The organism is Bacillus sp. Hm123 (assembly GCF_051842975.2).
GTDB lineage: Bacteria > Bacillota > Bacilli > Bacillales > Domibacillaceae > Bacillus_CE.
In genome coordinates this window covers 2,687,501-2,707,616 of sequence record NZ_CM200277.1, presented here as the reverse complement: position 1 = coordinate 2,707,616, position 20,116 = coordinate 2,687,501, and the positions used below count along the sequence as shown (strand labels likewise).

Annotated in this window: 20 protein-coding genes, 1 tRNA gene and 1 riboswitch (1 of these 22 only partly in view); of the genes, 16 read left to right on the top strand and 5 right to left on the bottom strand. The window is 41.2% G+C overall.

Annotated features, from left to right (window positions below):
• The first annotated feature begins 101 nt into the window (after nucleotides 1-101).
• The 5 genes from ACSVDJ_RS14120 to queE all read left to right on the top strand — a co-directional run bounded on the left by ACSVDJ_RS14120 (nucleotide 102) and on the right by queE (nucleotide 3,204).
• Nucleotides 102-824 (top strand): peptidylprolyl isomerase, encoded by a 723-nt coding sequence (locus ACSVDJ_RS14120; protein WP_439166596.1) that lies wholly within the window; start codon nucleotides 102-104, stop codon nucleotides 822-824.
• 115 nt (nucleotides 825-939) lie between these two features.
• A complete protein-coding gene (locus tag ACSVDJ_RS14115) occupies nucleotides 940-1,137 on the top strand; it encodes a hypothetical protein (RefSeq protein WP_439166595.1) in 198 nt (65 codons plus the stop codon).
• Nucleotides 1,138-1,234: 97 nt separating this feature from the next.
• Nucleotides 1,235-1,278, top strand: a riboswitch (PreQ1 riboswitch).
• 107 nt (nucleotides 1,279-1,385) lie between these two features.
• Nucleotides 1,386-2,048 (top strand): 7-cyano-7-deazaguanine synthase QueC, encoded by a 663-nt coding sequence (gene queC, locus ACSVDJ_RS14110; protein WP_439166626.1) that lies wholly within the window; start codon nucleotides 1,386-1,388, stop codon nucleotides 2,046-2,048.
• Nucleotides 2,045-2,482 (top strand): 6-carboxytetrahydropterin synthase QueD, encoded by a 438-nt coding sequence (gene queD, locus ACSVDJ_RS14105; protein ID WP_439166593.1) that lies wholly within the window; start codon nucleotides 2,045-2,047, stop codon nucleotides 2,480-2,482. The genes queC and queD overlap by 4 nt, the downstream gene beginning before the upstream one ends.
• On the top strand, nucleotides 2,479-3,204 hold the full coding sequence (queE, locus tag ACSVDJ_RS14100) for a 7-carboxy-7-deazaguanine synthase QueE (protein WP_439166592.1): 726 nt from the start codon (nucleotides 2,479-2,481) through the stop codon (nucleotides 3,202-3,204). The genes queD and queE overlap by 4 nt, the downstream gene beginning before the upstream one ends.
• A gap of 37 nt (nucleotides 3,205-3,241) precedes the next feature.
• On the opposite strand, the gene ACSVDJ_RS14095 is transcribed toward queE, so the two are convergent.
• Nucleotides 3,242-4,411, bottom strand: coding sequence for a MalY/PatB family protein (locus ACSVDJ_RS14095; RefSeq protein ID WP_439166591.1), 1,170 nt, complete (start codon nucleotides 4,409-4,411; stop codon nucleotides 3,242-3,244).
• Between the two features lie 109 nt (nucleotides 4,412-4,520).
• Between ACSVDJ_RS14095 and ACSVDJ_RS14090 the strand changes: the two genes are divergently transcribed.
• From ACSVDJ_RS14090 to ACSVDJ_RS14080, 3 genes are all read left to right on the top strand, one after another.
• On the top strand, nucleotides 4,521-4,784 hold the full coding sequence (locus ACSVDJ_RS14090) for a DUF1871 family protein (RefSeq protein WP_439166590.1): 264 nt from the start codon (nucleotides 4,521-4,523) through the stop codon (nucleotides 4,782-4,784).
• Nucleotides 4,785-4,939: 155 nt separating this feature from the next.
• Nucleotides 4,940-5,440, top strand: a complete 501-nt coding sequence (locus ACSVDJ_RS14085) for an Lrp/AsnC family transcriptional regulator (RefSeq protein ID WP_439166589.1) — start codon at nucleotides 4,940-4,942, stop codon at nucleotides 5,438-5,440.
• Nucleotides 5,440-6,603 carry an aminotransferase gene (locus ACSVDJ_RS14080; protein ID WP_439166588.1) on the top strand — a complete coding sequence of 388 codons (1,164 nt, stop codon included), beginning with the start codon at nucleotides 5,440-5,442 and terminating at the stop codon, nucleotides 6,601-6,603. The genes ACSVDJ_RS14085 and ACSVDJ_RS14080 overlap by 1 nt, the downstream gene beginning before the upstream one ends.
• Nucleotides 6,604-6,901: 298 nt before the next feature.
• Here ACSVDJ_RS14080 and ACSVDJ_RS14075 read toward each other — a convergent pair whose 3' ends face one another.
• A complete protein-coding gene (locus ACSVDJ_RS14075; protein ID WP_439166587.1) occupies nucleotides 6,902-8,242 on the bottom strand; it encodes a sodium-dependent transporter in 1,341 nt (446 codons plus the stop codon).
• A gap of 226 nt (nucleotides 8,243-8,468) precedes the next feature.
• On the opposite strand from ACSVDJ_RS14075, the gene yugI reads away from it, so the two are divergent.
• Entirely contained in the window at nucleotides 8,469-8,831 is a 363-nt protein-coding gene (gene yugI / locus ACSVDJ_RS14070) for a S1 domain-containing post-transcriptional regulator GSP13 (RefSeq protein ID WP_439166586.1), read from the top strand.
• 322 nt (nucleotides 8,832-9,153) lie between these two features.
• Nucleotides 9,154-10,596, top strand: a complete 1,443-nt coding sequence (gene nhaC, locus ACSVDJ_RS14065) for a Na+/H+ antiporter NhaC (RefSeq protein WP_439166585.1) — start codon at nucleotides 9,154-9,156, stop codon at nucleotides 10,594-10,596.
• 45 nt (nucleotides 10,597-10,641) lie between these two features.
• Here the strand turns inward: nhaC and ACSVDJ_RS14060 are convergent, their stop codons facing one another.
• Nucleotides 10,642-12,048, bottom strand: a complete 1,407-nt coding sequence (locus ACSVDJ_RS14060) for a sigma-54 interaction domain-containing protein (protein ID WP_439166584.1) — start codon at nucleotides 12,046-12,048, stop codon at nucleotides 10,642-10,644.
• A gap of 183 nt (nucleotides 12,049-12,231) precedes the next feature.
• On the opposite strand from ACSVDJ_RS14060, the gene pruA reads away from it, so the two are divergent.
• The 3 genes from pruA to ACSVDJ_RS14045 all read left to right on the top strand — a co-directional run bounded on the left by pruA (nucleotide 12,232) and on the right by ACSVDJ_RS14045 (nucleotide 16,370).
• Entirely contained in the window at nucleotides 12,232-13,770 is a 1,539-nt protein-coding gene (gene pruA, locus ACSVDJ_RS14055; protein WP_439166583.1) for an L-glutamate gamma-semialdehyde dehydrogenase, read from the top strand.
• Between the two features lie 110 nt (nucleotides 13,771-13,880).
• Nucleotides 13,881-15,080 (top strand): ornithine--oxo-acid transaminase, encoded by a 1,200-nt coding sequence (locus ACSVDJ_RS14050; protein ID WP_439166582.1) that lies wholly within the window; start codon nucleotides 13,881-13,883, stop codon nucleotides 15,078-15,080.
• 45 nt (nucleotides 15,081-15,125) lie between these two features.
• The gene (locus ACSVDJ_RS14045) at nucleotides 15,126-16,370 is read left to right on the top strand and encodes a Glu/Leu/Phe/Val family dehydrogenase (protein ID WP_439166580.1); all 1,245 of its coding nucleotides are present in this window, start codon (nucleotides 15,126-15,128) and stop codon (nucleotides 16,368-16,370) included.
• A 71-nt stretch (nucleotides 16,371-16,441) separates the two neighbouring features.
• Here ACSVDJ_RS14045 and ACSVDJ_RS14040 read toward each other — a convergent pair whose 3' ends face one another.
• Nucleotides 16,442-16,672 carry a DUF378 domain-containing protein gene (locus ACSVDJ_RS14040; protein ID WP_439166579.1) on the bottom strand — a complete coding sequence of 77 codons (231 nt, stop codon included), beginning with the start codon at nucleotides 16,670-16,672 and terminating at the stop codon, nucleotides 16,442-16,444.
• Nucleotides 16,673-17,130: 458 nt separating this feature from the next.
• Here ACSVDJ_RS14040 and ACSVDJ_RS14035 point away from each other — a divergent pair, with 458 nt between their 5' ends.
• Both ACSVDJ_RS14035 and ACSVDJ_RS14030 read left to right on the top strand, forming a co-directional pair.
• Nucleotides 17,131-18,486, top strand: coding sequence for a glucose-6-phosphate isomerase (locus ACSVDJ_RS14035; RefSeq protein WP_439166578.1), 1,356 nt, complete (start codon nucleotides 17,131-17,133; stop codon nucleotides 18,484-18,486).
• 79 nt (nucleotides 18,487-18,565) lie between these two features.
• The gene (locus ACSVDJ_RS14030; RefSeq protein ID WP_439166577.1) at nucleotides 18,566-18,973 is read left to right on the top strand and encodes a YugN-like family protein; all 408 of its coding nucleotides are present in this window, start codon (nucleotides 18,566-18,568) and stop codon (nucleotides 18,971-18,973) included.
• Here ACSVDJ_RS14030 and ACSVDJ_RS14025 read toward each other — a convergent pair.
• Complete coding sequence (locus tag ACSVDJ_RS14025; RefSeq protein WP_439166576.1) at nucleotides 18,960-19,952, bottom strand: potassium channel family protein; 993 nt, start codon at nucleotides 19,950-19,952, stop codon at nucleotides 18,960-18,962. The two genes, ACSVDJ_RS14030 and ACSVDJ_RS14025, sit on opposite strands and share 14 nt — an antisense overlap.
• Nucleotides 19,953-20,067: 115 nt before the next feature.
• On the opposite strand from ACSVDJ_RS14025, the gene ACSVDJ_RS14020 reads away from it, so the two are divergent.
• Nucleotides 20,068-20,116, top strand: a tRNA-Ala gene (locus ACSVDJ_RS14020) (it continues 24 nt past the right edge of the window).

Genomic DNA, 20,116 nt, shown 5'->3' with positions numbered 1-20,116 from the left:
CTCCTTTTTCTTCACTTTATCAAAAAATGAAGGTGAAGGGAATGAAGGTGATTTTTTAACGGAAATCGGGTAAAGTAGGAAAAGCAGGAGGGCTAAAGCTTATGAAACGACTATTTCCGATACTAATTATCGTTTTTCTCCTTGTGATCGCAGGATGCAGTGGAGAGAAGTCACAAGAAGTTGAATTGCCTGCGAAAGAACAAAACTTACATAAAGAGAAAGGGGATAAAGAGATGACTTATCCACAATTGACGACAGAAGTCGCAAAAAATGAAAAGCTCGTTGAAATGAAAACAACGAAAGGCACGATCAAAATTAAGCTATTCCCAGAACAAGCGCCTAAAACAGTTGAAAACTTTATTACACATAGTGAAAATGGCTACTACGATGGTTTAATTTTCCACCGTGTCATTAAAGATTTCATGATCCAAGGGGGAGACCCAGAAGGAACAGGTATGGGTGGCGAAAGCATTTACGGTGAGTCTTTTGAAGATGAGTTCTCTCGTGAATTATTTAACTTCCGCGGTGCTTTATCGATGGCAAACGCTGGTCCGAACACGAATGGTAGCCAATTCTTTATCGTACAAAACAACAAAATGGACCCAGGCTTTAGAGAGCAAATGGAGAAAGCAGGGTATCCGAAAGAAGTAACCGATTTTTATATGGAGAATGGTGGTACGCCTTGGCTTGATTTCCGTCATACGGTATTTGGTCAAGTAGTGGAAGGAATGGATGTTGTTGACGCGATTGCTAATGCGAAAACAGCAGCTCAAGATCAGCCAGAAGAAGATATCGTTATTGAGAAAATCACTGTGATTCAATAAGTGAATAAATGATGAAGCAGTCGCTATGGGAGCGGCTGTTTTTTTTCATATGGTTGGTTTTGTAAATGGGACAAGGTATAATAGATGGAAAAGGTTGTATAAGAAAGGGGATATTATGCTACTGAATTCATTCGTCTTAAATATGTTTTATTTGTATTTTCCAGAAGATAAATCAGAATATATTCCTGCGGCGATTTCGATGACCATCTTTGTGACAGCAGCGGTTTTAGTCTTTCTTTTTGTAAAGAAAATTTCCAAAAAAGAAGAGGAAAAAGCGAAGGAGCTAGAAGGAAAATATAAAATAGGTGAATAGTTCTCGGATCGGTGCTTAGTGATGACTAGGCACTTTGCTTTTTTGTGAGTGATTATGTTATATTGAACAGGAACTAAAGAAAGAATTCTGCGGATGAGCAGGAGAGGTTCGCGAACTCCCTCTATAAAAAACTACGAGAAAGCCTGTCTATTTTCAGACGGTTTTTTTCTATGGTCTTTTGCAAGGTCATTTCTTTAGAGTACTAGTTCTTGAATCTTTTTTTCTTTCAAAAGAAGGGAAGATAAATGTTGAAACAGGAAAAAGCAGTTGTTGTATTTAGCGGTGGTCAAGATAGCACCACTTGTTTATTTTGGGCGAAGAAACGATTTAAGGAAGTAATCGCGGTAACGTTCGATTACGGTCAGCGCCATCAACTAGAGTTAGAATGTGCGGCTGATATTGCGAAAGACTTACAAGTGCCGCATCATGTGTTAGATATGTCGCTTCTTAATCAGCTCTCGCCGAATGCCTTAACTCGTACGGATATTGAAATTGACGAAAAAGAAGGCGAATTACCATCTACTTTTGTGGAAGGCAGAAACTTATTGTTTTTATCATTTGCGGCTGTACTAGCGAAGCAGTACGGGGCAAAGCATTTGATTACTGGTGTATGTGAAACAGATTTCAGCGGTTATCCAGATTGCCGCGATGTGTTTATTAAATCATTGAATGTCACATTAAATTTGTCGATGGATACTTCTTTTGTGATCCACACGCCGTTAATGTGGCTCGATAAAGCCGAAACATGGGAGCTAGCTGATCAGCTAGATGCCTTCGATTATGTTCGTGAGCGCACGTTGACTTGCTATAACGGAATTAAAGGGAGCGGTTGTGGCGAATGCCCGGCGTGTAAGCTCCGTCAACGAGGTCTTGACCAATACTTAGCGAGGAGGGGAGCGGCACAATCATGATTCAACAAATCTATCCAGCACCTGTTCATTCGTATCGTTATGAATTAAATAAAGACTTTCAGTTTGCTGCGGCTCATTATGTTCCGCATGAAGACGCAGGCGCCTGTCGTCGATTGCATGGGCATACGTATTTCGTCAATGTCACGGTCGTTGGCAATGAGCTGAATGAGTCAGGTTTTTTAGTGAATTTTCAAGAGATTAAACAGTTGATCCATAAACGATTTGATCATAGATTGTTAAATGAGGATGCTTTATTTAATGAAGAAAACCCGGATCATTTTCCAACTACAGAAGTCGTCGCTCGAACCATTTGGGAAGTGATGCAGCAGTCATTGAATAACATGACCAACAAACCGCGCTGTCTCCAAGTATTTTTGCGTGAAACACCGACGAGCTATGTCGTTTATCGCCCGCAGGAAGAGGATTTCCGATGAAACGTAAAATTCCTGTGCTTGAGATATTTGGTCCGACCGTTCAAGGGGAAGGGATGGTTATTGGTCGTAAGACGATGTTTGTGCGAACAGCTGGTTGTGATTACAGCTGTTCATGGTGCGATTCCGCTTTCACATGGGATGGCTCAGCGAAAAAGGATATTCGCTTGTTAACGGCGGAAGAAATTTGGTCGGAGCTTGAACAACTAGGAGGTCAGACGTTTGATCACGTCACGATTTCAGGTGGGAATCCAGCGTTATTTCCACAAATCGCTGACTTAGTTAGTGAACTGCACCAGCACGATGTACAAACCGCATTAGAAACGCAAGGGAGCCGTTGGCAAGATTGGTTTTACGACATTGATGAGCTGACGATCTCGCCGAAGCCGCCAAGCTCTGGAATGACAACGGACTTTAAACAACTAGCGCTGATCGTTCAACGTCTTGAAGAAAAAGAGAGAAGCATTAGCTTGAAGGTTGTCATCTTTGATGAAGCAGATTTGGCCTATGCGAAAATCGTCCATCAGCAATTTCCCCAAGTGCCGTTCTTTTTACAAACGGGGAATGATCGTCTTGAAGAAATCAACGACGCTGAGCTATTACCGTATCTTGTTAAAAAATACGAATGGCTCATTGAACAAACGGTGTCCGACGCTGATTGGAAAAGTGTTCGTGTCCTTCCTCAGCTCCATACATTTGTCTGGGGAAATAAAAAGGGAGTATAAAAAGAGATGCCGATTGGAGGCATCTCTTTTTATGTTATTACCCTTTAATTGCTTTTTTCAGTCGTTGTAGTCCGTCTTCTACCATGGCACGTGGACAGGCGACGTTCATGCGTAGGAAGCCTTCACCACCTGCGCGGTAGTTTGAGCCTTGACCGAGAGCGAGCTTGCCGTCATGGAGCACTTTTTTCATCAATTCCTCATCACTTAGCTCTAGACGACGGCAGTCGATCCAGATTAAGTAGCTCCCCTCTGGTTTCATCACGGTTAATTCAGGGATTTCGCGAGCAATATAGTTTTCGACTAGCTGGATATTTTCATGAATATAAGCGATCACTTCATCTAACCACGGACCTCCTTCACGGTAAGCCGCTTCCATCGCCGCAATGCCCATCATATTTAAGGTGAAAAAACCTTGCTTCGCTTGAGCTTTTTTCAGTTTATTTCGTAGTCCTTCATTCGGCACGATGATGGCGGAAGCTTGTAAGCCGGCCAGATTAAACGTTTTACTCGGTGCAATCAGTGTGACGATCAAGTCTTGATCGTCTTTTTTGATTGAAGCAATCGGAGTATGGGCATGAGGAGCGGCTGTTAAATCCCCATGAATTTCATCTGAGACAATGATGACGCGATGCTGCTGGCAAAGCTCAGCGATTTTCGTTAATTCTTCTTTTGTCCATACTCGTCCACCTGGATTATGTGGGCTGCAAAGCAACAGTAATTTGACCTCTTCTGCGGCTAACTTTTGCTCAAGGTCGTCAAAATCGATGTAATAATGATTGTCTTTTAACACTAACTGGTTATTCACCACTTGTCGTTCATTGCGCTCAATCATCTCAAAAAAAGGTGTATATACCGGTGATTGAACAACGATAGCGTCGCCTTTTTCCGTCAACGCTTCAATCGCTAGACTGATAGACGGCACGACTCCATGATTAAAGAGCAACCAGTTTGTTTCAATCTCCCAATTGTGGCGTGATGCTTGCCATGCTTGGATCGCTTCTTTCGTGGAAGCTGGAATAGCTGTGTAGCCAAAAATACCATGTTCCACTTGCTGTTTGACTGCTTCAATCACTGGATTTGGCGCTTCGAAATCCATGTCAGCTACCCACATCGGTAACGCATCTTCAACGCCAAACATGTCTTTTAAAAGATCCCACTTTACTGCCCCTGTACCTGTACGATTAATCATTCGGTCTAATTTACTCAAAATTCTCACCATCCCTGACAAATAGTATATAGTCATGGTAAAGTATTTCTAGTAAGAATGACAATGATTTAAACTTTTTACAGGAAATTTTTAAAAGGTGGATCAACGTATGGACAAAACAGTCAAACTAAATATAGAGCTGGGGCATATTCTTCGTGAATGGGACCCGTTTGCTGTCGGTAGTGATTTTTATGATACGGAGTCGGCCGATGCGATCTACGCTGTTCATCAGCTAGATGATGCTGATCAATTAGCGGCTCGAATTAAAGAAATTTATGAGTTCTCGTTTGATGCCGAACTAGCTGTTGAGCGTTGCCAGCCGATAGCCGTTCGATTGTTACAAGTGAAACATCATGCCGCATGCGAATTGTGATGATTCACTAAGTGAAAGGTTGTCGTGGATGACTGACAACCTCGTTTTTTTAATTATCATTTGTGTAAAATAACAAATTATATAATTATTTTTGTTGAAAACCATGAATCGTTTTGTTTTTTTGTTATAATAACGATGTGATTGGAGGAATTTGTATGCATTTAACTGATAAAGAAATAGAAATATTAGAAATTCTTGAACAAAACGCTCGCCTATCTATGGGGGATTTAGCGAAAATGATTGGTGAGACAGAAGAGATGACGACAAAGCTAGTGAAGCGATTAGAAGAGGAAAAGGTGATTGCTCACTATACGACGCTCGTTGATTGGGCAAAGCTTGATAATTACCAAGGTATCACCGCAATGATCGATGTGAAGGTGACGCCAAAGCGCGGAGTCGGTTTTAATGAAGTAGCTGAGAGAATTTATCGCTTTAAAGAAGTCAGCTCTGTTTATTTAATGTCCGGCGCTTACGATCTATCCGTGACGGTTGAAGCGAAATCGATGAATGAAATTGCTCGCTTCGTTTCCGAGAAATTATCAACACTCGACTCGGTCGTCTCGACAACGACTCACTTTCAATTGAAAAAATATAAGCATGATGGCATTGTGTATGAACAAAAGAAAAATGATAAAAGAATCGTGGTGTCTCCGTAATGAATGCGACGAAAAGTTATTTAGCAAAATCAGTTGAGAAGATGGCGCCATCGGGCATACGGAAATTTTTTGACTTAGCAGCGACGATGGAAGGAGTCATTTCTTTAGGCGTGGGCGAGCCTGATTTTGTCACTTCATGGTCAGCGAGGGAAGCGGCGATTTTATCACTTGAAAAGGGCTACACCTCTTATACAGCTAATGCGGGCTTATTGGAATTACGTCAAGCGATTAGCGACTACATGAGTGAACGCTTCTATGTGCCTTACTTACCTGAAGAAGAAATCATCGTCACAGTCGGAGCGAGTCAGGCGATTGATTTGGCGATGAGAGCAATTCTTGATCCAGGCGATGAAGTGGTTGTTGTTGAACCTTGTTTCGTATCCTATGTTCCTTTAGTGGAGCTTGCTGGCGGAAAAGCGGTCACGGTAGGAACAACAGGCGAGCATGATTTTAAACTACAAGCAGCGGACTTGGAACGAGCGATTACGCCGAAAACGAAGGCCTTGCTTTTATGCTCACCGAATAACCCAACAGGAACGCAATTAGACCGCGATGAACTGCAAGCGATTGCTGACATTGTGAAAAAGCATGATTTGTTAGTGATTGCCGATGAAATTTATGCGGAGCTTGCTTACGATATTCATCATACGTCGATGGCAAGCTTAGAAGGAATGCGCGAGCGCACGATTTTAATTAACGGCTTTTCAAAAGGGTTTGCGATGACAGGCTGGCGTCTCGGCTTCGTTTGCGCGCCAAGTGAATTAACAGCCGCGATGTTAAAAATTCATCAATATACGATGATGTGTGCGTCAACGCCGGCTCAATATGCGGCGTTAGAAGCATTGCAAACCGGTATGAACGATGTAGAAGAGATGAAAAAGGATTATCGTCGCCGCCGTAATTACTTTGCACAATCGTTAAACGAACTTGGACTGACATGCCACGTACCAGGAGGCGCTTTCTATGTGTTCCCATCAATTCAAAGCACGGGGCTAACGTCTGAGCAATTTGCTGAACAATTATTAATAGAGGAAAAGGTTGCTGTCGTTCCAGGGTCTGTGTTTGGAAAAGGTGGAGAGGGATACATTCGCTGTTCTTACGCCTCATCAATGGAGCAACTGCAAGAAGCAGTGAAGCGAATCAAACGATTTCTTGAAAAATAAAAAGTGAAGGGGTGTAGCCAAAATCAGTTTGCGCTGATTTTTGACTACACCCCTATTTTTTGAGCTGGAAAGGTGGTTGATTGGGCGGAACGGCTGTCGAATCGGGCGAGAAATTTGTCGAATTGGTCGCCCGCCCGCTGCAATTGGTCACCTAATCGGCGCCCTCCGCTTTTCTTGTTGTCTAGCTCCGCCTCCTAGACACTCGAGTCAAATGCCAGCCTGACTACATGGCTGAGGTGCGCCATTACGTCATTCTGTCATTTGCTTGTCGTGTCTAAACAGTCGGCTCCGCTTTTCGTTAAAACAATCCAAATGATTGTAAAAAGACGATGATGATAGCGACGGGTGCGATGTATTTGACGCAGAAGTACCAGACGGTAAATAGTTTGGCACCCATTGATGAGCCACGTGTGATTTCTTCGTAGACGTCATTTCGCTTCATTCGGTAGCCGACGAAGATGGAAATAAATAATGCACCTAAAGGCATTCCGATGTTGGCTGTAATGAAGTCGGCAAAATCAAAGATCGATTTGTTGAAAATCGTGACGTCACTGAACACCCCGAACGATAGGGCGCTAGGAATACCGGTAATGAAAATAAGAATACCCGTGATCCAAGTGAATTTTTTTCGCTTATTTGGATCGCCTTTTGTAAAGGCAGCGACTACAATTTCAAGAATTGAAAACGCCGATGTTAGTGTAGCGAACAACAACAATAAAAGAAAAATAAAGAAAAAGACGCCACCGAAGGCCAGTTCATTAAAGACTGCTGGAAGAACGACAAACACAAGTCCTGGCCCTGCATTTGGTTCAAAGCCTAAAGCAAAGACGGCTGGGAAAATCACGAGCCCGGCTAAAAGTGAAATGAAGATATTTAGCCCAGCAACCGAAATGACAGAGCGTGGCATGTTTTCTTCTTTTCCTAAATAGGACGCGTACGTAATCATAATGGATACACCGATACTTAAAGCGAAAAAGGCTTGTCCTAAAGCAAGTAAAGATGTTTTTCCTGTTAAGAGTGACCAATCCGGCTGCAACAGGAATTTCACGCCTTCCATCGCTCCATCTAATGTTAAGGAACGAATTACTAGCGCAATAAATAATAAGAAAAGAGCTGGCATTAAAAATACGCTCGCTCGTTCAATTCCTTTTTGAATGCCGCCTTGTACAACAAGGATGGTCATTAGCATGAACACTCCTTGAGCGAGTAATACTTCCGTAGGATTGCTAATGATTTGACCGAATAAATCGTTATAATCGGTTTCTCCTGCGAATAATTGTCCGGTGCCGTTTCGGAAAATGTAGGATAAAATCCAACCGCCAACGACGCTATAAAAGGATAAAATAATAAATCCAGACCCAACACCTAGCATACCAACGAGCGGCCAAGCGGAATTCGGTACTAGTTCTCTAAATGCACTAACCGCATCTCTTTGTGTTCGACGCCCAATGAAAAACTCCGCTAATAAAATAGGGGCTCCAATGATGACTGTGAATAAGATGAATAGAAGGAAGAACACTCCTCCTCCATTTGTTCCAGCCATGTAAGGAAATTTCCAAATGGCGCCGAGTCCGATCGCTGAACCTGCCGCTGCAAGGATAAAGCCGATCTTCGAAGACCATTGTTCTTTTGTACTCATTGTATTCTCCTCTTTCAAATATATGATAACTGTATTACCTTACTATGTTTTCATGCAAAAAAACAGGTCTTTTTCACAATTCACAGAATTTTATCAAAATGTAAATGCTTTCACCACCTATTATGTAAAGAAAATGATCACATATGTATGTTTAGATATTTTTTTGCTGGTATGGTATAATTTTTTGATGCGTAGATAAGGAAAACAATTTTTTAGGAGTGTTTGGATGGGAACTAATTACGAACCGGGTCAAATTGTAACAGGAAAGGTAACAGGAATTCAACCATATGGAGCGTTCATTGCACTTGAAAACGGGCTGCAAGGGTTGGTTCACATTTCAGAAATTACTCATGGATATGTCAAGGATATTCAGGATCATCTAAAAGTGGGACAAGAAGTCACAGTGAAGGTGATTTCAGTGAATGAAGAAGAGGGAAAAATCAGCTTGTCCATTCGGGCAACAGCGGAATCTAAACCAGCTTCTATTCATGAAGCGCGTCGTATTAAGCTAGGGGAAAATAGTGAAGGGTTTAATACACTAAAGCATAAATTGAAAGAATGGATTGCCCAATCGGAAGAAGAGAAATAACTAATAATGAATAAGATAGAAAGGCATGGGGAAGCGGAGCCCCATGCTTTTTATTATGTGGATAAAAGCTAATCGCCTCTCTTACATATTTATCCACTGTTTGTGGAAATCTACAAAATATAAAAAAAATATTTTCAAACTTCAAAAGATGTGTATAATTGAAAATATCTTAACTTTAGAAAAATTAGCACTTTGTGCAAATAGATTTTGCATACGCTAACTTAATTTGCATGGTAAGTTTTTTATTTTCACTTACATGTAAGGGTTTTCACTTTATCTTAAGAGTTAGTTTTAGGTCATAATGTGTAAAGGAGAGAGAGAGATGCAGAAAGAAACGCAAGAGATTAAAATGCCATTTGCATTTGCAATTTTACCAATGATTATAATGATTAGTGCGATGGCTGTGACGATCGTCAAATTCGAAGGGAGCCCACACGTCCCGTTATTGATTGGAACAGCTACCGCTTCTATCATTGCTTTATTATACGGATATAAATGGGAAACGATCGAGCAAGGAGCTTATAACGGGATTAAAATGGCCTTGCCTGCCATTTTAATTATCATTATGGTTGGTTTAACGATTGGTGCATGGATTGGTGGCGGAATTGTCGCTACAATGATTTACTACGGATTGAAGATTATTACTCCTTCTTTATTTTTAGTGTCAATTAGTATTATTTGTGCAATCGTCACGCTTGCTATCGGAAGTTCTTGGTCGACGATGGGGACGATCGGTGTAGCAGGAATGGGGATTGGAATTAGTATGGGCATTCCAGCTCCGATGGTCGCTGGTGCGATTATTTCTGGTTCTTATTTTGGTGATAAAATGTCACCGCTTTCAGATACAACGAATTTAGCCGCTGGTATTACAGGAACGAACTTATTTGACCATATTAAACATATGTTTTACACGACGATTCCAGGTATGGTAATTGCTTTAGTTGTGTACTTTTTCCTTGGACGTCAATTCACTTCAGCAAACGTAAATACAAATAATATTGATGAAATTTTAAAAGCTTTAAGTGAGAACTTTGTTATTTCTCCATGGTTGTTGCTTGTTCCAGTGTTAGTTATTGTGCTTGTAGCGAAGAAAATGCCTGCTTTACCGGCTCTTGCTATCGGTATTTTCCTCGGTTGGGCTTGTCATGTGTTTGTTCAAGGTGGAAGCTTAGCGGTTGCGACAAACACGCTTCAAAGTGGATTCTCGATTGAAACGGGGAATGCAATGGTTGATGAATTGTTTAACCGTGGTGGAATTGATGCCATGATGTATACGGTTTCCTTAACGATTGTGGCAATGACGTTTGGTGGTGTCATGGAACATACAGGCATGTTAAAAGCAATCGTTCAACAAATTTTGAAATTAGCTCGCTCCGTAGGAAGCTTAATTACAGCGACAATTATGTCTGCTTTTGTTACGAATGCAACTGCTTCTGAGCAGTATATCTCTATCCTTCTTCCGGGAAGAATGTACGTTACAGCATTCCGTGAAAAGAAATTACACTCTAAAAACTTGTCGCGGGCGTTAGAGGATGGAGGAACGGTTACATCTGTATTTATCCCTTGGAACACTTGTGGTGTGTTCATTGTGTCGATGCTAGCTGTTCATCCGTTTGACTATGCACCGTATGCGGTTTTGAACTACTCTGTACCAATAATCGCTATCATTATGGCTTTCCTTGGACTGAAAATTGAATATTTAACAGATGAACAAATTAAAGAAATAGAAGAGAAAGAACTACTTCAAAAACAATCAGTATCATAAAGAAAAAGAGCTGCCTTCAGATGTGTGAAGGTAGCTCTTTTTGCTTTAATGAATTTTTTTACCAATATCATATTTTCGAATGCGATATTGTAAGTTTTGGCGGCTCATTCCAAGTGCTTTCGCCGTTTTGGTTACATTATGTCCATGATGTTGAAGTGCTTTTTTAATATAATAAGTTTCCGCTTCTTGGATATATTCATCCAGAGGTAGAACGGTTTTTGGTTGATAAAGAAACCCTTCTATTTTTTCAAGTTCCTTTGACTCTACACTCATGCCTGATTTATTGCGGAAAGCGCTTGGTAAATGAGTGAAGGTAATGATTTCTTCATGGTCCATTAAGTTCATGGCTCCTTCAATCGTATGCTCCAGTTCGCGGACATTGCCTAGCCATTCGTAATTATGGAAGTATTCCTTTGTTTCTTCATCAAGCGATTGAATATGCATACCGAATAGGTGATTGTATTTGTTGATGAAAAACTGGGAAAGTAGGTCGATATCCTCTTTTCGTTCGCGAAGTGGCGGGATGAAAACAGAGACGACACTTAAGCGATAATATAAGTCTTTTCTCAATTTGTTTGCTGCGATGGCATCGATTGGGTCTTCACTAATAGTCGCGATAAGACGTACATCAATTGGAATTTCCTTCATGCTGCCTTCACGTCGAATTTTCCCCTCTTGTATGGCACGAAGTAATTTCGTTTGTAAAGTCAGACTCAACGTATCAATTTCATCTAGTAATAAAGTGCCGCCATTGGCTTGTTCAAATAATCCTGGTCGCTCATCAGTAGCGTCAGATTCCCCGCTACTACCGAAGAGAATGCTCTCCATTAACGTGTCTGGAAGGGCGGCGCAATTTTGAGAAATAAACGGCTGATTAGAGCGAGAGCTGCCGTTATGAATACTTTCGGCGAATAATTCTTTGCCTGTTCCGATTTCACCAATAATTAGCACCGAAGAAGAGGTACGCGTTGCTCGCTTGCTCGTTTCGATCGCTTCGATGACGGTTGGGTTTTTGCTAATGATGTTGTCAAATGTGTAATTTGTATCGCCTTTTTTCAAAATGTTTTCTTGGATCATTTTTTCAAGCTTAGTCACATCTTTAGCTATTTCAACAGCACCGATGATCATTGAATCTTCGATAATCGGGAACGTATGGTTAATCGTTGTAATTTCATGTCCGTTAATGTTAAAGTACGTTTGTTTAATGTTTTGAATTGCTTCTCCCGTTTGTAATACTTGCAAAAGAGTACTATCTTCGGCACGATCGAATTGGAACACGTCAAGAAGGTTTCGATCAAGTACATCTTCAATTCCCATGCCTTCGATCTCTCGCATTTTTTTATTGTATATAATCGTCTTCTCGTTGGAATCAATAACATGTATGCCTAAATCGATTTTCTCTAAGACTTCCGAATACATCGTCAATAATAATTCTAAATCTTTTAAAGACATTAAATCTTCCCCCTGTTTGTAAATTTATTATTATTTTATGAAAAAACACTTGAAAAAAGCAATAATATTTTGCATTATTATAGTGTAAGGGTTTTCCTTATGCAAAAAAATTTTTCAGTGAACGTACGTTCGTTGAAAAAATGAGCACTAAAAATTTTTTATTAACTAAAAGGAGGAAATAGCATGATTCCTTATAAACACGAACCATTTACAGATTTTTCGAAAGAAGAGAATAAAAAAGCATATGAAGAGGCGTTAGCCCTTGTACAAGGTTATTTAGGTCAAGATTATCCACTTGTGATCGGTGGAGAGAAAATCACGACAGACGATAAAATCACTTCTTACAACCCAGCAGACAAGCAAGAAGTCATCGGTCGCGTATCAAAAGCGAGCCAAGAGCTAGCAGAGCAAGCGATGCAAGCTGCGGTAGAAACATTTGAAACTTGGAAGAAAGTAAAGCCAGAAGTTCGTGCGGATGTGTTATTCAAAGCAGCTGCGATTATCCGTCGCCGCAAGCATGAATTCTCTGCTTTATTAACAAAAGAAGCAGGAAAGCCAATGAACGAAGCGGATGCGGATACAGCAGAAGCGATTGACTTCCTAGAGTTCTACGCTCGTCAAATGCTACAAATTAAAGACGGTGTGAAAGTAGAAAGCCGCCCAGGCGAATTCAACCGTTACGGCTATATTCCATTAGGAGTAGGAATCATTATTTCTCCTTGGAACTTCCCACTTGCGATCATGGCTGGTACAACAGTAGCGGCAATCGTAACAGGAAATACAGTTCTATTAAAACCAGCTTCTACAACGCCAATCGTGGCAGCGAAATTTGTTGAAGTTATGGAAGAAGCAGGTCTTCCAAAAGGCGTATTAAACTTCGTACCAGGAAACGGCGCAGAAGTGGGCGACTACTTAGTAGACCATCCGAAAACACGCTTCATCTCGTTCACAGGTTCTCGTGACGTCGGTCTTCGCATCTTCGAACGTGCGTCTAAAGTAAACGAAGGCCAAATTTGGTTGAAACGTGTAATCGCTGAAATGGGCGGAAAAGACACAATCGTTGTTGATAAAGAAGCAGATCTTGAATTAGCAGCTCAATCAATCGTGAAATCAGCATTCGGTTTCTCTGGACAAAAATGTTCAGCTTGTTCTCGTGCAGTAATCGTAGAAGATGTGTACGATCAAGTACTAAACCGTGCAGTAGAATTAACGAAAGAAATTTCAGCGGGTAATCCATTAGAGCATTACATGGGTCCAGTAATTGACCAAGCTGCTTTCGATAAAGTGATGAGCTATGCGAAACTTGGTCATGAAGAAGGTCGCGTATTAACAGGTGCTGAAGGAGATGACTCTAAAGGTTACTTCGTTCAACCGACAATCGTAGCGGATGTTGATCCGAAAGCTCGTTTAATGCAAGAAGAAATCTTTGGCCCAGTGGTGGCATTTGCGAAAGCGAAAGACTTCGATCATGCGCTTGAAATTGCGAACAACACAGAGTACGGCTTAACAGGTGCAGTCATCACAACAAATCGTGCCAACATGGAAAAAGCTCGTGAAGAGTTCCACGTAGGTAACCTATACTTCAACCGTGGCTGTACAGGAGCAATCGTTGGTTACCAACCATTCGGCGGCTTCAACATGTCAGGAACAGACTCTAAAGCAGGTGGCCCTGACTACTTACAGCTACACATGCAAGCGAAAACAACTTCAGAAATGCTGTAATATTTATTCTGTGGCTTGACTAAAGAGGGGAAAGAGCGAAGAGGTGGCAGAAGCACTTCGCTCCCCTTTTTTTTATAATAAAGTACGGAACATTCATGAGGAGGACTATGATGACTACAAACGTTAATTCTCAACAAATTATTGAAAAAACAGAGCAATACGGAGCGCAAAACTATCATCCACTACCAATCGTTATTTCTGAAGCTCAAGGAGTTTGGGTGAAAGATCCAGAAGGTAACAAATTTATGGATATGCTTAGTGCGTACTCTGCGGTAAACCAAGGACATCGCCATCCGAAAGTTATCGAAGCGTTGAAAGAGCAAGCGGATCGCGTAACGTTAACATCACGTGCCTTCCATAACGATCAATTAGGCCCTTGGTATGAGAAAATCTGTCAAATGTCAAACAAAGAGATGGCACTTCCGATGAACACAGGAGCTGAAGCTGTAGAAACAGCAATTAAAGCTGCAAGACGTTGGGGATATGATGTTAAGAAAATTTCTGACGGCCAAGCAGAAATTATTGCTTGCGAAGGTAACTTCCATGGTCGTACAATGGGAGCAGTATCACTGTCATCAGAGGCGGAATACAAACGTGGTTTCGGACCGATGCTTCCTGGTGTTAAGCTAGTTCCTTACGGCGATGTAAACGCTCTTAAAGAAATGATCACACCAAATACAGCAGCTTTCATTATCGAACCAATCCAAGGGGAAGCGGGTATTAACATTCCTCCAGCTGGTTATTTAAAAGCGGCTTATGAACTATGTAAAGAAAACAATGTTCTTTTCATTGCTGACGAAATTCAAGCAGGTCTTGCTCGTACTGGAAAAATGTTTGCATGTGAGTGGGAAGGTTTTGAACCGGATATGTACATTCTTGGTAAAGCGCTTGGAGGCGGGGTATTCCCAATCTCTTGTGTAGTTGCTAACAAGGATATTTTAGGTGTGTTCAACCCTGGTTCACACGGATCAACTTTCGGTGGAAACCCAATGGCTTGTGCGGTATCTTTAGCGGCTCTTGAAGTGCTTGAGGACGAAAAGCTAGCTGAACGTTCTTTAGAATTAGGGGAATATTTTGTAAGTAAATTGAAAGAAATCAACAACCCAATCATTAAAGAAGTTCGCGGTAGAGGATTATTTATCGGTGTTGAGTTAACAGAACCAGCTCGTAAATACTGTGAAGCATTGAAAGAAGAAAACTTGCTTTGTAAAGAAACTCATGACACAGTGATCCGTTTTGCTCCTCCATTAGTGATTACGAAGGAAGAATTGGATTGGGCAATCGAACGTATTCAAAAAGTACTAGGGTAACCTCGTACAAACTACTGATAATAAGATAAAAGAGGCGAATATCAAATGTCGGAAAATCTAAATTTATTCACATCTACTCAGAATGTCATTAAAGAGGCGCTGACAAAGCTGGGCTATACGGAAGAAATGTACGAGCTTTTAAAAGAGCCGCTTCGCATGTTAACAGTCCGCATTCCAGTACGTATGGATGACGGATCTACAAAAGTGTTTACTGGATATCGAGCACAGCATAGTGATGCAGCCGGTCCTTCTAAAGGAGGAGTTCGCTTTCATCCTGAGGTGAATGAAGAAGAAGTGAAAGCATTAGCAGCATGGATGACATTAAAAGCTGGTATTGTTGACTTACCGTATGGAGGGGGAAAAGGCGGAGTTGTTTGTGACCCTCGTCAAATGTCAATGGGAGAAATCGAACGTTTGAGCCGTGGATATGTTCGTGCCATCAGTCAAATGGTTGGTCCGACAAAAGATATTCCAGCTCCAGATGTATATACGAACTCTCAAATTATGGCATGGATGATGGATGAATACAGCCGCATTCGTGAATACGATTCTCCAAACTTCATTACAGGTAAGCCGCTTGTTCTTGGTGGATCTCACGGACGTGAGAAAGCAACAGCTCAAGGGGTAACGATCTGTATTAAAGAAGCAGCGAAAAAAGTTGGTATTGACGTGGAAGGTGCGCGTATTGTCATCCAAGGTTTTGGTAATGCAGGAAGCTTCTTAGCGAAGTTTATGCATGATGCTGGAGCGAAAGTAATCGGTATTTCAGATGCGTACGGAGCGCTTCATGATCCTAACGGTTTAGATGTTGACTATTTACTTGACCGTCGTGATAGCTTTGGAACGATCACTACATTGTTTGAGAACACAATCTCTAATCAAGAGCTTCTAGAGCTTGATTGCGATATTCTAGTACCAGCGGCAATTTCTAACCAAATTACAGAAGAAAATGCTCATAATATTAAAGCGTCAATCGTTGTTGAGGCAGCAAATGGTCCAACGACATTAGAAGCAACGAAGATTTTGACAGAGCGCGGTATTCTTCTTGTGCCAGATGTGTTAGCTAGCTCTGGTGGAGTAACAGTTTCATACTTTGAGTGGGTACAAAACAACCAAGGTTATTACTGGACGGAAGAAGAAGTGAATGACAAGCTTGAAAACACGTTAGTTTCTGCGTTCAATAACATTTATGAAACATCTCAAACTCGTGGAGTGAATATGCGTTTAGCGGCTTACATGGTAGGAGTCCGTAGAACAGCTGAAGCTTCTAAGTTCAGAGGATGGGTATAATTAGATAAAAAACCGCATGTAATTGCCAGAAATCAGGCCAGTGAGAATGATCTCACTGGCCTTTATTTTGGTTATGTGGAGGCAGGGTTTCTTCCGAATCTTACTTCTTTATCTGGCTTGAACAGTAAACCAAGGTTGATGAGTCCTGCAAGCCCAACGAGTGTATAAATAGTTCTAGAAAGACCGGATGTTTGTCCTCCGAAAATGGCGGCTACTAAATCGAAACGGAATAAGCCGATTAACCCCCAGTTAATAGCTCCAATAATGGTTAAGGCTAAAGCGAAACGTTGAAGCCCGTTCATAAAATTTCCTCCTTTCATCTGTGACAACTTTAGTATGTGTTATTGTCTTTTTTTTTATCCCGCATTAACGGGCTGTAAGACACCCAGCTCAACAGGGCAGAAAAAGCGCAGACGTGTAGGTGGGAGATCAACAGTCCGTAAAAGCCCGATTAGTTCGGGCCTGCACGATGCAGGTTACAAAGGTGTTGCAACAGGACGTTGCGACGTTAGCCTTTGTTCCTCTTTTAATCAGTGGGAGATGAAGAAAACCTCCGCTGATTGAAGTTTCACTTTATCCAACGAGCAACTTATCGCTAGATGTAGCGGTGATTATTCTGATATTTCTCGCAAATGTTTTTGTATGAACAGATTGTGATTCACTACTAAAAAAGAAAAAAATTTCTATCCTTTTCCCTTGCTTCCTTTCGCGGTTAAAGTTAAAGTTAAAGTGAAAAAAGTAGAACGGAGGCCTCGTGGCAATGACCCATATTAAGTTTGACTATTCCAAAGCATTATCCTTTTTTGGTGAACATGAATTGGAGTATTTGCGAGATGCAGTAAAGGTGGCACATCATTCCTTGCATGAAAAAACAGGGCAAGGAGGGGAGTTTACTGGATGGGTTGAATTACCTACTGAATACGATCAAGAGGAATTCTCTCGTATTCAAAAAGCAGCTGACAAAATTAAAAGCGATTCAGATGTGTTAGTAGTCATCGGAATTGGCGGTTCCTATTTAGGAGCAAAAGCAGCTATTGATATGCTGAGTCATAGCTTTTATAATCTTTTATCAAAAGAAAAGCGAACGACTCCACAAATTCTTTTTGTAGGGAACAATTTGAGCTCCTCTTACATGAAAGAATTGTGTGATGTATTAGAAGGGAAAGACTGGTCGATTAATGTGATTTCTAAATCAGGTACTACGACCGAACCGGCTGTTGCTTTTCGAATGTTTCGCAAGCTGTTGGAAGAAAAATACGGGGTGGATGAGGCGAGACAACGGATTTATGCCACAACAGATCGCAAAAAAGGAGCGCTTAAAACCCTTGCTCTAAGTGAAGGATATGAATCGTTTATTATCCCTGATGATGTAGGGGGTCGCTTTTCGGTATTAACAGCAGTTGGATTATTACCGATCGCTGTAAGTGGAGCGGACATTAATGAGATGATGAAAGGTGCGGCGCAAGCGGTAGAGGAGTTAAGTGCGTCGGAGCTAGAACAAAACATCGCTTATCAATACGCGGCTATTCGTCGTATGTTATACAACCAAGGAAAGACGATTGAGATGCTCGTGAATTATGAGCCGGGGCTGCAATATTTTTCTGAATGGTGGAAGCAATTATTTGGAGAAAGTGAAGGGAAAGATCGGAAAGGAATTTTCCCGGCATCTGCTAACTTCTCAACTGACCTTCATTCATTAGGACAATATGTTCAAGAAGGGCGTCGAGATTTATTTGAAACGGTGATTAAAGTAGAAATGCCGAGACAAGAACAAACGATTGAAGAAGATGGGGCTGATTTAGATGGCTTGAATTATCTTGCTGGAAAAACAATCGATTTCGTCAATCAAAAAGCGTTTGAAGGCACTTTGCTTGCTCATACAGATGGTGGCGTACCGAACTTAATTGTCACAATTCCTAAAATGGATGCCTACTCTTTCGGCTATCTTGTATACTTCTTTGAAAAAGCTTGTGCCATGAGCTGTTACTTATTAGGGGTCAATCCGTTTGACCAACCAGGTGTTGAAGCGTATAAAGTCAATATGTTTGCTTTGCTCGGTAAGCCAGGTTATGAAGATAAGAAGCAAGAGCTCGAAGAAAGATTAACGTCTAAATAAAAAATCGCGGAGAAATCCGCGGTTTTTTTTGTTTTCGGGAATACTAAAGGAAATGGGAACATAGGGAGGAGAGGGTGTCATGATTACACTTGTTTCATCATTACAAGGAAAGCAATTTAATTTATATGAGTTGGAACAAAAATTAAAGCCGATGGGGTTTGTAATCGGCGGGAATTGGGATTATGATCATGGTTCATTTGATTACAAAATTGATGATGAAGGAGGATATCAGTTTTTACGGTTACCCTTTTCAGCGACAGACGGTCAGCTAGATTCACCGGGAGTATCCGTTCGTTTCGGCCAACCGTATGTGTTAGCCCATGTATATCAACGAGGACTTGATGATTATGCCAGCGCAGGAGTGGTCAGCGGTTCAACTAATCAATTTTCTGAACCGCAAGACCCAGATGGTCAAGTGAAAGAAAAGTATATCATTGCCGGAAAACGATTGTTAGAAGAAGTAGAAGCGATTCTTAACGTTGAATAATTAACAACTTGTCGTTAGGCTCAATAGAGAATTCAAAGGGGGGATTAATATAAGTTTTCTCCTCTTTTTGAATACCGATCAATAACGTCTGCTCTTGTAATAACAAAGATGCTAATTGCCCGAAGTTTAGGTGGCTCCACTCTGTTTTCATGGCTGATATTTTTAAATGTCCGCCATTTAGTGGGTCGAGCAAATGAATAACAGTGCTAGAAATACCGTTAAAATATAAACTGTTTAACATAATCGAACTGGCGTGACGATTTGTCTCGATGATCTCATTTGCGCCGGCTCGCTCTGCGTTAATGACTTGATCTTTTGTTAAAATTTCCACTATGCAGTAAAGATCTGGACGGTAGCCTTTCATTGCGACTAGCGTTAAAACAGAATTCATGTCGGCATATACTTCGTTTTTGTGTTGATCGGCTGTAATGAGTACCATGTTGGCTTCTTCTAGATTTATTTTTTTTAACGTTTCTTCCTTGTAGGGGGCCCCTTGAATAAAATGGACGGTGTTGGCTGCATACGGATTGGTTTGTAAAGAGTCATCGATTAGTACAATGTGACGGGGGACGGACATTTTCTGTAGCTGATCAATCATTTCCTTAGAGCGTTCGTTCCAACCAACGATGACTAAATGATTTTTTTTCGTGTATATCATCTTTCCCTCTTTTAAGGCATTTTGTGAAGTGACGGCTGTAGTAGCTAAGTTAATGAAATAAGAGGATAAGAATCCTGCACCGATAAAGATCAGCCCGATACCTAGCAACCGTCCGAGTGTGGTTTTCGGAGCGTAGTCTCCAAAGCCAACGGTAGACGCAGTCACGACGGCCCACCAAACTCCTTCGAATGCTGTAGGAAATGTTTGTGGTTCGATCAGGTGAATGGCTATACCAAAAACGAAAATGAAGAAAATCGCCATTGAAAATATTCTTAATATAATCGGGGCTTCGACAAATTTAAAGTACAATTGCTGGAGCATAAAAAGCTCTCCTTCCACTTTTCGCTTTCAACAGTATCCCCGTTTTTGAAAAATTGAAACAAAAGCTATTGCTATTTATTATAATTTGAATATAATATTATGTGAGACGTTTGAAGGGGGCTTAGCTCAGCTGGGAGAGCGCTTGCATGGCATGCAAGAGGTCG

Bases quoted from the DNA above. Each gene is read 5' to 3' on its own strand.
- ACSVDJ_RS14120 (WP_439166596.1), top strand. From the start codon at position 102: ATGAAACGACTATTTCCGATACTAATTATCGTTTTTCTCCTTGTGATC.
- ACSVDJ_RS14115 (WP_439166595.1), top strand. From the start codon at position 940: ATGCTACTGAATTCATTCGTCTTAAATATGTTTTATTTGTATTTTCCA.
- queD (WP_439166593.1), top strand. From the start codon at position 2,045: ATGATTCAACAAATCTATCCAGCACCTGTTCATTCGTATCGTTATGAA.
- queE (WP_439166592.1), top strand. From the start codon at position 2,479: ATGAAACGTAAAATTCCTGTGCTTGAGATATTTGGTCCGACCGTTCAA.
- ACSVDJ_RS14090 (WP_439166590.1), top strand. From the start codon at position 4,521: ATGGACAAAACAGTCAAACTAAATATAGAGCTGGGGCATATTCTTCGT.
- ACSVDJ_RS14085 (WP_439166589.1), top strand. From the start codon at position 4,940: ATGCATTTAACTGATAAAGAAATAGAAATATTAGAAATTCTTGAACAA.
- ACSVDJ_RS14080 (WP_439166588.1), top strand. From the start codon at position 5,440: ATGAATGCGACGAAAAGTTATTTAGCAAAATCAGTTGAGAAGATGGCG.
- ACSVDJ_RS14075 (WP_439166587.1), bottom strand. From the start codon at position 8,242: ATGAGTACAAAAGAACAATGGTCTTCGAAGATCGGCTTTATCCTTGCA.
- yugI (WP_439166586.1), top strand. From the start codon at position 8,469: ATGGGAACTAATTACGAACCGGGTCAAATTGTAACAGGAAAGGTAACA.
- nhaC (WP_439166585.1), top strand. From the start codon at position 9,154: ATGCAGAAAGAAACGCAAGAGATTAAAATGCCATTTGCATTTGCAATT.
- ACSVDJ_RS14060 (WP_439166584.1), bottom strand. From the start codon at position 12,048: ATGTCTTTAAAAGATTTAGAATTATTATTGACGATGTATTCGGAAGTC.
- pruA (WP_439166583.1), top strand. From the start codon at position 12,232: ATGATTCCTTATAAACACGAACCATTTACAGATTTTTCGAAAGAAGAG.
- ACSVDJ_RS14050 (WP_439166582.1), top strand. From the start codon at position 13,881: ATGACTACAAACGTTAATTCTCAACAAATTATTGAAAAAACAGAGCAA.
- ACSVDJ_RS14045 (WP_439166580.1), top strand. From the start codon at position 15,126: ATGTCGGAAAATCTAAATTTATTCACATCTACTCAGAATGTCATTAAA.
- ACSVDJ_RS14040 (WP_439166579.1), bottom strand. From the start codon at position 16,672: ATGAACGGGCTTCAACGTTTCGCTTTAGCCTTAACCATTATTGGAGCT.
- ACSVDJ_RS14035 (WP_439166578.1), top strand. From the start codon at position 17,131: ATGACCCATATTAAGTTTGACTATTCCAAAGCATTATCCTTTTTTGGT.
- ACSVDJ_RS14030 (WP_439166577.1), top strand. From the start codon at position 18,566: ATGATTACACTTGTTTCATCATTACAAGGAAAGCAATTTAATTTATAT.
- ACSVDJ_RS14025 (WP_439166576.1), bottom strand. From the start codon at position 19,952: ATGCTCCAGCAATTGTACTTTAAATTTGTCGAAGCCCCGATTATATTA.